Consider the following 17,772-nt stretch of genomic DNA (forward strand, 5'->3'; position numbering starts at 1 on the left):
TAGTCTAGATATACTTTATCATAATTGTTTTCACATTGCTATTGAGTTTGTTTAATAATTAGACAAACTTGTTTTACGCTGATATAATTTGACATAAATAGAGCCCAGCCCTCATCTTCGCGGAATAACAGACTGTTAGCCCCGCTAAGTGAAGGTAGGTTTTGTATTGTAAGCGTTATCGTATTTGAACTAATCATCTAGTATCTTGATTAAAGAGGTTCAACTAAAAGAAAAGCAGTGACGATGACCTTTAGTTTTTAAGATCCAACTAAATTAATTTAAGGAAGAACGATTCATTTAGTAGAACATCTATTGTTAGATAACAGGCTATAAAACTCGTATATCAAGGACGGATTTCAAACCAAACGATCTAAGTAAAAAAGGAGTTAATTAAATGAATATAGAAAAAAGCAATCATCCATCAAGAGGAATATGGCATGATCAACCTGCGACAAAGTGGGAAGAAGCTTATTTATCAGGAAATGGTGAACTAGGTATGATGGTCTTTGGTGACCCGACCAATGAAACAATTATCGGTAATCACGCAAGCCTATTTTTGCCGATGGGAACTAAATTTAAAGTACCTGATTTGAGAGAAGATTTACCGGAATTTAGAAAGATCATTAGAGAAGAGGGTTATGAGAAAGCCTTATCTTTTCATTATCAAAAAGCGTTAGAAAAAGGCTATCCTGGTTTAACGATGAGTGACCCGTATCATCCAGCCTTTCACCTTCGAGTAAGAACAGGGGTCACAGATATTATCGAGTACTCCAAAAGTATCAATTACCAAACTGGCGAGATTACCGTTCAATACCAAGGTGATCACCATTTCTATCAAAGTCGATCATTCGTTTCTAGAGCGGATTCACTAATTGTGTATCAAATGAAAAGTGAGAATAGTGCTCTTTCCGTAAAAGTGGAACCGGAAATCTATCAAGTTCCGCAATTAGATGGTGATCTAACTTTTTTTGATGATGGTTTCCGTTTAAGATATCATTATACAAAAGAAGATGGTGGCTACACGGTAATCGGGAAAGTCATTTTACCATGTGGATCAATTATCAAAAGTAATCAGGATTTAACGATTACAAATACTGATCAATTTCTTTTAGTCATTAAGATTAGCCCAAATTTAGATGAGGAAACGATTGAAGAGACAGATTTAAGTTATCAACAGTTATATAATCGACATTTTCCTCTTCACCAGGAGTTATTTGATCGGGTACAATTAAAGTTAACAAGTGATCAAGAAAGGCAAAGAAGTTTCCAATCTTTAATGGATGAAGCTCAAAGACAAGAACAGTTGCCAAAAACATTAATTGAAAAAATCTATGATGCTAGTCGATATATGTATATTTGTAGTTCAGGTGCTGCTACTCCTAATCTTCAAGGGATCTGGAGTGGAACTTTTCATCCCGCATGGAGTGGGGATTATACTTTTGACACAAATGTACAACTTTCGATTGCATCAGCCTTATCAAGTCATTTAGAAGAAGGGCTCCACGGCTTATTTGATTTAATTAAATCATTGTTACCAGGATTCCGGGAAAATGCTAAGCATTATTATGGTTGCCGTGGAATAATGGCGCCAGCTCATGCTAGTAGGTTCGGTCAACACCTTCATTGGAATGAAGACTGGCCATTACAGACTTGGACATGTGGGGCTGGTTGGTTGGGACATTGGTATTTTCAATATTATCGCTATACAGGTGATCGAGATTTTCTGAAAAATGTAGCTCTTCCTTATTTAGAAGAAGTGGCTCTATTTTATCAAGATTTCTTAGTTGAAGACCACGATGGTACTTATCGTTTTACACCTTCTTATTCAGCGGAGAATGGTTGTGCTGATAATGCGACTCAAGACGTTGCCGTAGCAAAAGAGGTCTTAACAAATTTAATTGAAAGTTACCGAATCTTGAACATAGCTTCTGATAAAATTGAACGATGGCAAGATATGATTGAGCGATTACCAAAATACCAAATAAATGAAGACGGTGCTTTAAAGGAGTGGTTAACGCCTGAAAAAGGGGAGAATTATAATCATCGTCATTTTTCACATTTATATCCGATTTTTCAAAGCCGTGAGTTTACTGAAGAAATGGATCCAGTGATGTTTAAGGCAAGTCGGCTGGCTTTTGAAAAACGTTTGGAAGCCTGGTTATTGAATGAAGATGGGGATACGACTTCAACACATGGACGCATGCATACTGCTTTATGCGCAACTCAATTTCATATGCCTGAGTTAATCAAAGAAGTGATCATGCTAGTGATAAAAAATAACTGTTTTTATCCATCGCTAATGATGAGTCATTATAATCATTTAGAGGTCTTTAATGTCGATGGTAACGGTGCTTTTCCACAGGTTATTCATGAGTCATTAGTTGACTATCACCATAAAACACTGTACTTGATGCAGTCCCTACCTAAGGAACTAGACCAAGGTGAACTAAGTGGTGTTCGTTTACCAGAACAGATTGTCGTTGAACACATGGGCTGGAATCTAACTGAAAAAGTAGTTAGGTTAACTTTAAATAGTAAATTTGATCAGCAGATTAAAGTGAAATTACCCTTATTTCCAGACGGAAAAATAAACAACCAATCACAACAAGACTTTAGCCTTAAGCTAGTGGCAAATCAGCCATACTTATTAGAAGTAAGATTATAAGCTTAATCAGTCTAAGGCCGATTAACTAACTGTAAGCTCCACCTTTAATCAGTTAAGAGGTAGGGTTGAATGAAAGATGGGACTCAACAGGTAGTATAGCCCCGAATGATTTAACTAACATACAGTTGGGGAAAGATAGAGTGGCTGAATCCAGGTTTACCTTATTTCATTTTTTGATCCCTACTAATCCGAGGAGGTAAGGTCATGAACTCGCTAAGGGATAGAATACTAGATTTGAAAATTAGTCATAAGTTAATGGGTGTCTACCTCCTCGTAACAGCTATACCAATTATGGTCGTGGGGATTTATTTAAATGTTGCTGTAAGAGATGTGTTGATTAATAATGCTATTTTTGAAACAGAGTCGAATCTAGATAAGATTGGAATTCGCTTGGAAACAATTTTAAATCGAGTAACTCAAATATCAGACTTAATCTATATTAGTCGTGACATCGATCGCCTTTTAAGCGAAAATTACCAAACAACTTTAGATATGTATAATGCTTATTCGAGTTATCCAATTTTTGATGATTACTTAAAATATTATGATGAAGTTGAAACGATCCAATTTTATATGACGAAACCAATGATTACAAACTCTTATTTTATTCATGCTGATGAGGAAATGCAGGAAAAGAAATGGTATCAAGAAGCGGTGGATAAGCGTGGTCGTATTAGTTGGATCGTCAAAGAAGAGCAATGGACAGGTGAGCGATACTTAACTTTAACGCGATCTGTCTATAATCAACAAGATCAATTATTAGGTGTATTAGCTATATACTTATCACAAGAGAAATTAAAAGAGATCATTGATAGTGAAATACATGATGTCTTTATTACACTCGATGAATCACAAGTTATTTATAATCATAATCAGGATTTACTGTTTACCTATCCAAGTTTTCTAAAGGGATTACCGGGGGACAGTGAAGAAAATGAACTCTATGATTATCGCTACAAGGATAAAGACGTCAAGATTAATCTACATCGCTTGAGACCGCATAAAAGTTTATCTAATGAATTGCAAATTGTTACCATTATTCCGATTGAAGACTTAATGAAACAATCTAATGCAATTTTTAAGCGGGGGTATTGGATAATCACCATTGCACTTATGAGCTCAATATTGGCCTTTTGGATATTTAGTAAGATATTCAATTCAAGAATTAATCTATTAAAGCATGCGATGACAAAAGTCGCACGCGGGAAATTTAATATTAAACCTACGATTAGAGGGTCTGATGAAATCGGTGAGGCATATGGAGAACTTTACCAGACATCACAGAGCCTGCAGAAGTTGATTGACGAGGTCTATGTTCATAAAATAAAAGAGGAACGATGGCGCAGGCAGCAGAAGGAATCTGAATTCAAAATGCTTTCAAGTCAAATCAACCCACATTTTCTATACAATACATTAGAAATGATTCGTATGAAGGCGATTGTAAACAAAGATAAAGAAGTGGCTACACTGATTCAAAAGTTAAGTAAAATGATGCGGTCTGCACTTGAGCGCACTGATCGTCCTGTTCCATTAACAGATGAACTCGATTTAATTAAAACCTATTTAGAAATTCAAAAGATGCGTTTTGGTGATAAGCTAGACTATGAGATTAATATTCAAACTGACCTATCAGACTATCGAATATTTCCGCTTCTTATTCAGCCACTAGTGGAAAATGCCATTATCCATGGTTTGGAGCCAAAAATTGACTTGGGTAAATTATCAATCACAGTTGTGGAAAAACAAGGCCAATTAAAAATCGTCGTTTGTGATGACGGTGTCGGCATGGATGCCAACCGTTTATCAGAGGTCAGAAAGCATTTGAATACATTAGATGACAAAGAAGGGAAACGAATAGGGATTCGGAATGTCCATCAGCGAATAAAATTATATTATGGAGACTTATATGGTGTAAACATTTCAAGTCAGTTAAATCAAGGCACAAGGATTACGATTACTTTGCCTATAGATGAAATGAACTGATTGCCAAATCAGGGTGTGTTGAAGACGGGTCAGCTAATTTACAGAAAAAAATAATAAGGAAATAATGTTGAGTCCTATATGTAATATCAGGACAGCTCTAATTCTAACTCTGAGTCTTTAAGTTTCAGTGGGATGAGTAACCGAAAAGCCAAGTTCTGGTCTCAAAATGTCAATCCCTAAGTTAGACGGGTAGTTAAGTTAGGATAAATAATTACTAAAGGAAGGGATTTAACATGTATAATGTATTGCTTATTGATGATGAGCCGATTATTCGGGATGGAATGAAACATGTCATCGATTGGGGGAAATATGGATTTACAATCTGTGGCGACAGTGAAAATGGCCAAGAGGGTCTCCATTTGATCCGTACACTAGAACCCGATCTTGTTTTTGTGGATATTCGGATGCCTGGCATGTCAGGAATTGAATTAGTGGAACAAGCAAAAAAGGAAGGTTTTGAAGGGAAATTCGTTATTCTATCAGGCTATTCAAGCTTTAGCTATGCCCAGGAGTTAATTAAGCTAGGGATTCATTCATATTTGCTAAAACCGATCGATGAAGAAGAATTAGTTGAAATATTAATTGAAATTAAACAAATAATCGATGAAGAACGGATGATCTATTCAGAATTAACAGCCTATTATGACTTAACTGAAGAAAAGGCATGGAGAGCAGTTATTGATGGGAGAATCGATGATTGGCAACACTCCGTTTATGTTAAAAATCAACGGGGTCCTTTCAGATTAGCAGGTATTAAATTTAGGGAAAATGTTAAAAGGTTAAAAATAGAGGAACGATTGTTTAAAGCAAATCAACCGAATGTAAAGGTAATCTTAAAGGATCAAATCATTTATCGCCTTTACCTTGATTTTAAATTGAAAGAGATGGAAGAAGACCTTCAAGCTATTTTAAGCAGTTTTCAAACTGAGGTTGACCCTTACGCTTGTGCTTGTTTATCTGAAGAATTTGATGAACTTGAAGAAACGATGAAGGCGATCGAACAAATTAATGATACACAAGATCGTGCTTTCAGCTTTTCAAATAAACAAATTTTCCAGTTCCCAATTCAAAGATCAGAAACAAATAGGGATCCCCTTAACTTTGAAGCGTTTGGTGCAAAAGTTATCCAAGCTCTCGAATTTAAAGATCGTATCCTCCTGACTGAACAGGGAGAGAAAATGATGGACTATTTCCAAAAGTCAGCACTGGAAAAGGCGAGAGTTCAAATTGAGGTAACCGAGTTAGTCTTATCAGTCGCACGAATGATAAAAAGTCAATATCCAGATATTCCGATGCTGAGCAAAAATGAATGGCTCGATCACATTTATCACCAATATAATTTAAGAGAGCTGGTTGATTATTTAATTGAGGAATGGTGGTCTTTATCTAAGGAAATCAAGGGTTTTGCTACTTCAGGAGAAGAAGATAGTATGGAGAAAATCATCAACTATATTGATCAATATTATGCTCAAGATTTAAGTTTAAAAGTTTTAGCGGATTTATTTAATTACAACAGTTCTTATTTAGGGAAGAAATTTAAAAAGCATACCAATAAATATTTCCATGAATATTTAGAGCAAGTTAGAATTGAAAAGGCTAAGTTTTTACTTGCGAATAGCCAAGAGAAAGTATATGTGATTTCAGAATTAGTCGGTTACAGTAATATGGACTATTTTTATAAGAAATTTAAAAGTTATGTAGGAAAGAGTCCAAAAGAATATCAAAAATATTTGCAAGAACAAGAAGTGCAAAATTAGCAATCTATGTTTTCCTAAATTGCATCCTACTAATTAAGTCATGTAAAATATGTTGTTTAGTTCATGACTGGAATGAGAACTGTTAAATAACTCTTCCTTCAGCTAACTTATAAAGGGACAAATCATTCATCACAGGAATAAAGGTGTGATGCATGTTTGGATAGTGAATTTAAATATAACGAAGGTGAAATCATGAGTAAATCAATTATGGAACGCCCTATTTATCGAATTACAAGCTATATCTACGCTTTTTTTATCACAAATCTATACTTTTTATTACTTATCAGTCCATTTATTATTGTTTATTATCTGGCGGAATTTACGGTTCAGAATATTCTACTGTATTATGTAACTTTAATTCCTTTTGGCCCGGCACTGGCAGCTCTTCTAAAAACGATGGACAAATTAGTTATTGATAAGATCATTCAACCAACCGCTGATTTTTGGCACTATTTTGTCCAGAACTTTAAAGTATCAATGAAATATTGGTTGATTCAGTGGACAATCTTTGTCATATTAATCATAGATATTTACTATGCGAATTTAAATTTTTCATCTATCTCAATCATCTTTTTGATTTTTATTCTTTTCTTCTTAATCCTGATGCTCTATGCCTTTCCGATTTTAACTCGATTTGAAGTTAAGATGAAAAATTTATTTGTGATATCATTCTATTCAATGTTTCGTTACATAAAGAAAACATTCTTAAATGCCTCAACTCTTGTGGCTTTTGCTATCATTTACTATGCCTTTCCAGGCGTTTTTGTTCTTTTCTTTATGAGTTTGCTTTGCTTTTTTCTTATGTATAACTTACAGCCTGTTTTTAAACAATTGCAAGAACAGTTTTTAAAACAAGAGGAATAATGAGGTGTTGTGGATGAAGCGATTAAGTAAAAAGACAAATCTATTGATTATAGGGTGTCTCGTAATTTTGACAGTCATTCTGTTCTGGGTACTTCGTTTTGAAAAAAATACGGTAGAGGATGAATACCAATTTATTGACCAAATAGATCAGATTGAGTCAATTTCAATACAAAGCGACCAGGGTTTTACGATAGAAAAGGAAAATCAAAACTGGCAGGTTGTTGATCGACTTGAAGTGACTGATCAAGAAGCAGTTGATCAGGGATTAGCAGCCTTGGGGCAATGGGTTGGTAAAGAGGTAGATGTGAAACGGAAGGATGTTGGTTTAGAATTTCCAATTTTAAGTCTTAAAATTAATTACAATGACGAGACGGCTAATCGTTTGATGATTGGTCATTTAGATTCGGCAGGGACAGGATATTACATTGAAGATCGCGAACAAGGCAATATTTATTTGGTCAAGCGTTCTTTAGTTGAGGCTTTTTCTTTTTATCCCCAGGCATATCTTGATAGTAAAATACTTCCTTGGCCAATAAATGAGATTGAGAGTATTTTGATCGATAATGGTACAGAAAAAATTCATTTAACAAAAAACAGCCCATATCCTGAGGAAGAGACACGGGCTAATATAACGGGTTGGTTTATTGAAGCGCCTTATCATCATTATTACCATACGGCCTATTCAAAAATGGAGGAAGTTTTACAAGGTCTTCAATCATTCGAAATGTTAGAATTAGTTGCAGAAGATGTTTCTGATTGGGAGGAATATGGTTTAGATTCAAGTGAATTCACCATTGAATTTGTTACGAATAATGACCGAATAACCTTGATGATGGGCACGCCAGCAACAAGCCAAAGTTATTACGCGCGTATCGATGGTGAAGACCAAGTATTCACTTTATCAAATCAACTATTGGAGGCATTTAGTTATCCAGCCAGCGATTATCATGATGGATATGTAAAGCTCCTAGCGCTTGATGTGATGAGTCAATTGGAAATCAAATCTGATCAATTATCTTTTGATATGACGATCGATCAGATTGATGACGAGACTAGAGATTTTATAGTTGATGGGAAGAAAATTGATGAAGAAACTTGGCGTAAAGCATATTTATCACTAGCTGGTTTAACCGCATCAGGGATTGCAGAGGATGCAAGTTATCAGGAACCGGAAGTTGTGATCAAATCAACAATTATTCATGAAAAAGGTGAGAAAGAAATTACTTTGTCACTTGTAGATTATAATGAAGATCAATATGCGGCATTTATTGATCAAGAGAGTGATTTTTTGGTAGATAAAGCTGATGTAGAAGAGATGCTTACGACAATTGAAGAGGCTATAAAGTAACCTTCACAGGCAAAAGTAATTTGTTCTAAACACCACCTTTGATGGCCAGCTCCTCTAAAAGGTAGATATGCAGTTGGTGAGGAGAGACAGAATGGAAGGGTATCTAATGCTGAGTGAGACTTGTCTAGGTTGCTAGTCAGTGAGAGATAAGGAATTAGGCGACTCCGTCAATCATCTATGACTCCTAAGAAGGATTGATTTGGGAGCATTACAGTCAGTTAAACCGAGGTAAAGGGGAAAATTCGATTTAGGTATGGAAAAACAAGTTTGTTTTTCCATACTTTTTTTAGTGTAGCCCTCTTTAATTAGGGATTCTATAGTGATCAACTCTAATTTTGAATGGTTTTTATGTCTTAAAATGCAGGTTTTATATGAAAGCGTTTACTTATATAATTAAAGTAACAAAGTTAGAGAGAAATCCAGTTTACAAGAGGGAGAGAGAAAAAATGAGCGATAATTTAGCACCAGTCTCGCAACAAGTAGGTAGACCAGTCGCTCCGACGATTGGTCAAACTGGTAAGAAGGGGAACAAACCACAATACTCGCCGGGTGAAAAAAGCTTTTGGAAAAAAGTTAAAAATCAGAAAGCCCTCATCTTTATGTCATTACCCTTCGTCATCTGGCTCATTATCTTTAGATATGTGCCTGTTTTTGGCTGGACGATGGCATTTCAAGATTATAAACCACAGACCCCCTTTTTTGAGCAGGAATGGGTTGGTTTTAAACATTTCAGAGACTTATTCAATGAACAAACTTTTTATCGGGCACTTGAAAATACATTGGGCATGGGAATTTTAGGTTTAATCTTTGGTACCTTAGCTGCTATCCTCTTTGCCTTATTATTAAATGAAATGCGTTTTAATAAGTTTAAGAAGTTTACTCAAACCGTTTCATATTTACCTCATTTCGTTTCATGGGTAATCGTTGCTAATATTGTGATTACAATGTTATCGATTAGCGGTCCAGTCAATAATTTATTAATGTCGATTGGAATCATTGATAATCCAATTAATTTCATGGCACGACCAAACATGTTTTGGGGTGTTGTTACAGCTGCTGAAGTTTGGAAGTCAACAGGTTGGAACGCAATTATTTATTTTGCCGCTATGGCGGGAATTGACCCTCAACTCTATGAAGCTGCTAAAGTAGACGGTGCTTCCAGATGGCGACAGATGTGGCATATTACCTTACCAAGTATTCGACCAGTGATCATCGTTCTGTTAATATTAAATATCGGTAATCTAATCAATATTGGTTTTGAAAAACAAATGCTACTCGGGAATAATATTGTTTCTGAACGAGCCTTAGTTATTGATCTATACGCCCTGAATTATGGGATTGGTATGTTCCGTTATTCATTTGGTACGGCGATCGGGATCTTTAAATCTGTTATTAGCGTCGTCTTAATTTTAATTGCCAATACTTTTGCCCGTAAAATAGGAGAAGGTCGTGTATTTTAGGCAAGGTCAAATCGACGCGTAGATAAATTGAACAGAAGGGGCGAAATGCGATGAAAAAACGTAAATTTACTTTATTTGATATCTTTTTATTAATATTAATGACTGGAGTCATTATCATTACGCTTTATCCATTCTTAAATATATTAGCCATTTCATTAAATGATGCGACAGATACTGCCCGTGGTGGACTTCATATCTTTCCAAGACAGTTTACTTGGGCGAATTATCAAGAGATTTTCGGTGGGACAGCCGATCTATGGTCAGCTTTTGGTATGTCAGTGTTAAGGACAGTTGTTGGAACGATTACTGGGATTATTGCCAGTGCAATGTTAGCGTATACATTGAGCCGAAGAGATTTTATCTTTAATGGGCCAATCAGTTTTATTCTTGTTCTCACCATGTTTATCAGTGGTGGTATGATTCCGGAATATATGTTGATTCGAAATTTAGGGTTAATGAATAATTTTCTTGTTTATATTCTACCTATGCTATTAAATGCATTTAATGTAATTGTGATTCGATCATTTATGGACAATATCCCAATTGCTTTAACAGAGTCAGCAAAAATTGATGGGGCAAGTGATTTTACGATTTTCTGGAAGATTATTATCCCCTTAAGTTTACCTGTTATTGCAACTGTTTCCCTATTCTTAGCTGTTGGCCAATGGAATAGTTGGTTTGATACTTACCTATATGCACGTGGAAGTTCAAACTTATCCACATTACAATTTGAATTGATGAAAATATTAGATAATACAAATATTTCATCAGGGGATGTCACTTCAGCCAATGCGGAAGTCATTGCGAGAAAAACGAATCCACAGTCTATTCAAATGGCGATAACGATCATTGCCACTGTTCCTATTTTGCTAGTTTATCCATTTTTACAACGTTATTTTGTTACTGGATTAACTTTGGGTGCAGTTAAATCATGATATTAATGAAAATTAATATAATATTTTTTAAAAATGGAGGGGTATAATTATGAAGAAACGTTTATTGGTATTATGGCTACTGCTAGTTGCAGGATTACTTGTTTTCACTGCTTGCGGAAGTGATGATGGCACAGTGGACAGCGATAATGGCGGTGATTCAGATACAACAGAGGGACAAACAGAGAAACCTGATGAACCAGTTACATTGACTTTCTATAGTGAGGATGGATCAGAAAAAACATTTGATGATCCAGTCGCTCAAAAAATTACTGAAGCAACAGGAGTTATCCTAGAAATGGATTATCCAGTTGGTGGTAGTGATGAAACAATTCCATTGATGATTGGAAGTGGAGATTATCCTGATTTAATTTTTGCTAAAGGTGATCTTGGCATGTTAATTGATGCTGGTGGTGTCATTAAGCTAGACGATTTGATTGAAGAACGTGGTGATAACTTAAAAGCGATGTATGGCGATCAACTCGATCGTTTACGTAATTCAATTGATGATCCAAGTATTTACCAAGTAGGGACCTATGGTGTTCATGATCAACCATTAGAGACATCAGGTACCTTCCAAATTCAATTAGATGTTTTAAGAGAATTAGGTTACCCTGAAATCACAACTTTAGAAGAGTTTGAAGATGCTTTAACACAATATGTTGAGAAGTATCCTGAAATTAATGGTGAGAAGACTTTACCACTATCATTATTAGGAAGTGATTGGCGCTGGTTAATCACAGTAGGTAACCCGGCTGGTTTTGCAGGTGGTTTCCCGGATGATGGTCAGTGGTCTGTTGATACAAATACAGGTGAAACGGTTTATAAATTCCTTGAACCTGAATACCGCGAATACTTTAAATGGTTAAACGGAATGAATGCCAAAGGATTACTAGATCCGGAATCATTTACTCATACGTATGATACGTATATTTCTAAACTTTCATCTGGTCGTGTTTTAAGTGTTGCAGACCAAGATTGGAATATAACTGATGCACGTTATGCATTGATTGATGCAGGTATGGAAGAACGTACTTTTGCACCACTTCCAGTAACCCTAGGTGAAGAATATGTCCATCAAGGACTAAAAGATTATGGTTTTGCTGGTGGTTGGGGAATTGCCATTTCTTCAACGTGTGAATACCCTGAATTAGCTTTTGACTTCCTTGATTGGATGGCTTCTGAAGAGGCGCAAATTCTAATTAACTGGGGAATCGAAGGTGAACACTACGAAATCGTTGATGGCGAGCGTGTCTTATTTGAAGAAGTCCGCAATAGTTTGAATACTGATGCTGATTATTCTAAAGAGTCTGGTGTAGGTTATTATATTTATCCATTCCCGAATTGGGGGACTGCTGCAGTCGACTCAAATGGACAATCAATTACAGTTAATACGAGAGAACAGGTCATTGAAAATCAATTAGATGTCGAAAAAGAGGTATTAGATGAGTATGGTATGGAACTCTGGATTGACTGGTTCCCACAACAAGATGAATTGGAACAATCAAACCATGGTGCCGCATATAACTTCTCAATTCCAGCAGGGTCAGATATTCAAGTCATCCAGCAAAGAGCTGATGATATCACTGAGACAAGAATTACTCAAGCTGTCCTAGCTGATCCATCTGAGTTTGATGACCTCTGGGATGCAATGCTAGTTGAATTAGAAGAAGCTGGCGTTGATAAACTAAATGAAGAGATGACTGGCCTAACACAAGATATTCTTAAATTGTGGAGTGGTGAAGTCGAATAGACTGACAGAGTAAGTCCTAATTGAATGGGATTTGGTCAAATAAGTAAATCGAATTTTCATTCATCACTAGGAGTCAATCGATATTTTGTAATATTTAAGTAGCTATAAGATGAAAAAGCATTCTAATTAAATCTTAATTTGAGCCTGTTTTCCTACCCGAAATCAGGCTCGAATTATTCAATACTTTTCAGCACTTAACTAATGGTTTGGTTTGAAGAGGTTTAACTTATGCAAATACATAGGATATGAGGGGGAGAGCTAATGTTAAGTAAGAAATTGAATAAAATTTGGTATGGCGGAGATTACAATCCTGAGCAATGGGATGAGGAAGTTTGGAAAGAAGATAATCGCTTATTTAAGCTTGCAGGAATCGATCTAGCATCAGTCAATATTTTTGCATGGGCTTTGATTCAACCTAATGAAACCACTTACGATTTTACAAGTCTTGACCAAACGATTGACCGTTTGTATCAAGATGGAATTTATGTATGTTTAGCAACAAGTACAGCTGCTCATCCGGCTTGGATGGCTAAAAGGTATCCCGATATTAGACGGGTTGATTTTGAAGGGCGAAAACGGAAATTTGGTGGGCGTCATAATTCTTGTCCGAATAGTCCAACTTATTTAAAATATGCAAGTCAATTAGCTGGGAAGTTAGCTGAGCGTTATAAAGATCATCCGGCTGTTTTAGCCTGGCACGTTTCAAATGAATATAGTGGATATTGTTATTGTGATCATTGTGAAAAGGCTTTTCGTGTTTGGTTAAAAAAGAAATATGCTAGAATTGAACACTTAAATCAAGCGTGGAATACAGCTTTTTGGGGCCATACATTTTACGATTGGGATGAAATTGTTGTTCCAAATGGGCTAAGTGAAGAATGGGAAAACGGCAATAATACCAATTTTCAAGGGATTTCTCTTGATTATCGTCGCTTCCAATCCGATTCATTATTGGAGACCTTTAAATTAGAACGTGATCAAATTAAAAAGCACACGCCTGATATCCCAGTAACTACGAATTTAATGGGATTATATCCTGAATTAGATTATTTTAAATGGGGTAAAGAAATGGATGTTGTCTCGTGGGATAATTATCCTCAAATTGATACGCCAGTTAGTAAAACAGCAATGACTCATGAGCTGATGCGAGGATTAAGAAATGGGCAACCATTTATGTTGATGGAACAAACGCCTTCCCAACAAAACTGGCAGGCCTATAATGCCCTTAAGCGCCCAGGCGTAATGAGGTTATGGAGTTATCAAGCCATTGCGCATGGTGCGGATACAGTTCAGTTTTTCCAACTCCGTCGTTCACGTGGTGCAACAGAGAAATACCACGGTGCAGTGATTGAGCATGTTGGACATGAACATACAAGAGTTTTTAATGAAGTAAAACAATTAGGTGAAGAGCTACAGTTATTAGGTGACCAAATTATTGATAGTCGAACAAATGCTAAGGTTGCGATTGTTTTTGACTATGAAAACCGTTGGGCAATCCAGCTTTCAAGTGGTCCATCGGTTGCTCTTGATTACGAAGAGGAGGTCCATAAATACTATCGTGCATTTTATGACCGAAATGTTCCAGTTGATATGATTGGTGTTGATGCAGACTTAAGCCAGTATGATCTTGTCATCGCCCCAGTTCTGTATATGATGAAAGCCGGTCATGCTGATCGTTTGAAGGCTTTTGTTAAACAAGGGGGAACTTTTGTCACCACATTTTTTAGTGGGATTGTCGATGAAAATGATCTTGTCACTTTAGGAGGGTATCCCGGTGAACTAAGGGAACTTGTCGGTATTTGGGCGGAAGAAATTGATGCTCTAGAACCTTCAATAAAAAACCAAATCGTTTTTAATGAAGACTATGGTCATTTATCAGGCGAGTATCAATGTAGCACATTATTTGATTTGATTCACGCTGAACATGCAGAAGTTTTAGCTAGCTACGGTAAAGACTTTTATCAAGGTATGCCTGTGCTAACTAAAAACAAATTTGGGCAGGGCACAGCTTATTATGTCGCATCGAGCCCTGAACAAGATTTTATCACTGACTTTGTTGCTACACTTATGACTGAAAATAAATTGACCCCTTTGCTTGATTCTGATCAAGGGGTAGAGGTAGCCGTAAGAGAAAAAGAAGGAAAACGCTATCTATTCGTATTGAATCACAATCATACTGAGGCGAAATTCTATTTGCCGGAAACATCTTATCGTAATTTGATTAAAGGAAATGAGTATCACGGTGAATCAAGAATAGCTGGGCATGATGTTTTAATTTTAGTTGAAAAATAAATGACAAGCGAAGGAGAATCATAATGAAATTTACTGATGGAAACTGGTTAGTGAGGGAAGGATATCAGATCCATTTCCCTAAAATTGTCTATGATGTCAAGCAAGAAGAGAAAGCATTAACATTATATGCTCCATGTAAGTATATTAATCATCGTGGGGACACGCTGGATGGCCCTCTATTGACGGTTAAACTAACTGCGCCACTCGAGGATGTCATACGTGTTGAAACCTGGCATTACCAAGGTGAGAAACCAAAGTATCCGAATTTTGCTGTGGCGAATGAAGATCAAGATTTAGATATTGTGGAGACAGACCAACAGCTGACCTTTCAAAGTGGTGAACTGAAATTAACGATTGATAAGGATCACTTCAATATAATATTTGAAAATGGACTGGGTGAATTAACAGTTCTTGATCAAAAAGGCTTGGCATGGATTGAAGGACCGGAAGATAAGACTTATATGCGTGGTCAGTTAAAACTATCTGTTGGCGAACATTTATATGGTTTAGGTGAACGATTCACTCCATTTGTTAAAAATGGCCAGTCTGTTGATATTTGGAATGAAGATGGTGGAACAAGTTCAGAGCAATCTTATAAGAATGTCCCTTTCTACTTGTCTAGCAAAGGCTATGGTGTCTTTATCAATCATCCAGAGAAAATCAGTTTAGAATTAGGTTCAGAGCTTGTATCACGGTCACAGTTTAGTGTAGCTGGTGAAAAATTAGACTACTACTTGATTAATGGTCCGACGCCAAAAGAAGTTGTCCGTCGTTATACAAAATTAACCGGTCGTCCAGCATTACCACCAGCTTGGTCATTTGGATTGTGGTTATCCACTTCCTTTACAACCAATTATAATGAAGAAACAGTCAATCATTTTGTTGATGGAATGGCGGAACGTGGTATTCCCTTAAGTGTTTTCCACTTCGATTGTTTTTGGATGGATGCTTTTGAATGGACGAGTTTTATCTGGGATCGCAAAAATTTCCCTGATCCAGAGGGCATGTTAAAACGATTAAAAGCGAAGGATTTAAAAATTTCTGTTTGGATTAATCCTTATATTGGTCAAAAATCACCGCTATTTGCAGAAGGACATGAGAAAGGTTATTTAATCAAGAAGGCAAATGGCGATACATGGCAATGGGATCGTTGGCAGGCAGGCATGGGAATTGTTGATTTTACCAATCCTGCTGCTGTTAAATGGTATCAAGATCATTTAAGAACTTTAATCGCAATGGGAGTAGATTCATTCAAGACAGACTTTGGTGAGCGTATTCCGACAGATGTCGTTTATCATGATGGATCAAATCCAGAGAAAATGCATAATTACTATGCTTACCTATTTAATAAGGTTGTCTTTGATCTATTGAAAGAGGTAAAAGGAGAAAATGAGGCGGTTTTATTTGCTCGTTCTTCAACGACAGGTGGTCAACAGTTCCCAGTTCACTGGGGTGGAGATTGCGATTCAACCTATGAAGCGATGGCTGAAAGTTTACGTGGCGGTCTTTCATTAACGACGTCAGGTTTTGGCTATTGGAGTCACGATATTGGTGGTTTTGAAAATACAGCTTCACCAGATGTCTTTAAACGATGGACGGCTTTCGGCTTATTATCTAGTCATAGTCGCTTCCATGGAAGTACATCATATCGCGTACCTTGGGCATTCGATGAAGAAGCCGTTGATGTTGCTCGTCATTTTACAAAACTGAAAAACCGCTTAATGCCTTATCTCTATCGCCATGCTGTGGCAAATAACCAAACAGGTATTTCAGTGATGCGTCCGATGATTTTTGATTTCCCAGATGATCCACTTTGTGAAACTTTAGATCGTCAATATATGCTTGGTGATGATATTGTCGTCGCACCAATTTTTAACGAAGAAGGCCTAGGCTCATTCTACTTACCAAAAGGAAAGTGGACACACTTATTAACAGGTGAGGTGGTTGAAGGCGGAACCTGGATTAAAGAACATTATGATTACTTCAGCTTGCCATTATTTGTGCGTGAAAATACAGTTTTACCAATTGGCTCAAATGATTTAAAACCGGTCTATAATTATACAGATCATGTTACCTTGCGCCTCTATCAAATTCAGCAAGGCGTCCGAGTAGAAACACCTATTTATAACTCTACAGGCAAATTAGCAAAAACATTTACGGTAACAAGAGAAGATGATACAATTGAAATAGTTGTTGATCAGCCAGCTGAACCATTTACGGTTGAATTAGTAGGAATTCAATCAATTAAAAATTCATCAGTCGGAGAATTTGAATCCTCTGAAAATGGTATTAAGCTAAAGATACCAGCTGAAGAAAAAACGATAACTATAGCACTTGAATAAATGAACTAGATTAAAAAGCGGGCATTTAATTTTAATTGCTCGCTTTTTCTACTTTTATTATTAAACACAATTAAGCAAAGTTGAGAGCAAAATGTGAAAGTTGAGAGCAAATTCGAAAAGTTGAGAGCAAAACGCGAAAGTTGAGAGCAAATTCGAAAAGTTGAGAGCAAATCGCGAAAGTTAAGAGCAAATCGCGAAAGTTAAGAGCAAATCGGAGAAGTTGAGAGCAAATCTCGGAAGTTGAGAGCAAATCGCGAAAGTTGAGAGCAAATTCGAAAAGTTGAGAGCAAATTTGAAAAGTTGAGAGCAAAACGCGGAAGTTGAGAGCAAAACGTGGAAGTTGAGAGCAAATCCGGAAAGTTGAGAGCAAATCGCG

Annotated in this window: 10 protein-coding genes; all 10 read left to right on the top strand. The window is 36.4% G+C overall.

Annotated elements, in window-relative coordinates:
- Window positions 1-394: 394 nt before the first annotated feature.
- The 10 genes from KQI76_RS02130 (at window position 395) to yicI (ending at window position 17,396) form a co-directional block, all read left to right on the top strand.
- The gene (locus KQI76_RS02130; RefSeq protein WP_216398655.1) at window positions 395-2,665 is read left to right on the top strand and encodes a glycosyl hydrolase family 95 catalytic domain-containing protein; all 2,271 of its coding nucleotides are present in this window, start codon (window positions 395-397) and stop codon (window positions 2,663-2,665) included.
- A 204-nt stretch (window positions 2,666-2,869) separates the two neighbouring features.
- Complete coding sequence (locus tag KQI76_RS02135; RefSeq protein WP_216398656.1) at window positions 2,870-4,648, top strand: cache domain-containing sensor histidine kinase; 1,779 nt, start codon at window positions 2,870-2,872, stop codon at window positions 4,646-4,648.
- A gap of 233 nt (window positions 4,649-4,881) precedes the next feature.
- Entirely contained in the window at window positions 4,882-6,405 is a 1,524-nt protein-coding gene (locus tag KQI76_RS02140; RefSeq protein ID WP_216398657.1) for a response regulator, read from the top strand.
- Window positions 6,406-6,597: 192 nt separating this feature from the next.
- Entirely contained in the window at window positions 6,598-7,269 is a 672-nt protein-coding gene (locus tag KQI76_RS02145) for a YesL family protein (RefSeq protein WP_216398658.1), read from the top strand.
- 13 nt (window positions 7,270-7,282) lie between these two features.
- Window positions 7,283-8,617, top strand: a complete 1,335-nt coding sequence (locus KQI76_RS02150; protein WP_216398659.1) for a DUF4340 domain-containing protein — start codon at window positions 7,283-7,285, stop codon at window positions 8,615-8,617.
- Window positions 8,618-9,063: 446 nt separating this feature from the next.
- Window positions 9,064-10,077, top strand: a complete 1,014-nt coding sequence (locus KQI76_RS02155) for an ABC transporter permease (RefSeq protein ID WP_216398660.1) — start codon at window positions 9,064-9,066, stop codon at window positions 10,075-10,077.
- 50 nt (window positions 10,078-10,127) lie between these two features.
- Window positions 10,128-11,012, top strand: coding sequence for a carbohydrate ABC transporter permease (locus KQI76_RS02160; protein WP_216398661.1), 885 nt, complete (start codon window positions 10,128-10,130; stop codon window positions 11,010-11,012).
- A 49-nt stretch (window positions 11,013-11,061) separates the two neighbouring features.
- Entirely contained in the window at window positions 11,062-12,762 is a 1,701-nt protein-coding gene (locus tag KQI76_RS02165) for an ABC transporter substrate-binding protein (protein WP_216398662.1), read from the top strand.
- A 261-nt stretch (window positions 12,763-13,023) separates the two neighbouring features.
- Entirely contained in the window at window positions 13,024-15,054 is a 2,031-nt protein-coding gene (locus KQI76_RS02170) for a beta-galactosidase (protein ID WP_216398663.1), read from the top strand.
- A gap of 23 nt (window positions 15,055-15,077) precedes the next feature.
- Entirely contained in the window at window positions 15,078-17,396 is a 2,319-nt protein-coding gene (yicI, locus tag KQI76_RS02175; RefSeq protein WP_216398664.1) for an alpha-xylosidase, read from the top strand.
- The last annotated feature ends 376 nt before the right edge of the window (window positions 17,397-17,772 follow it).

The sequence above is a fragment of the Amphibacillus sp. MSJ-3 genome (assembly GCF_018919165.1).
Lineage (GTDB): Bacteria > Bacillota > Bacilli > Bacillales > Amphibacillaceae > Amphibacillus.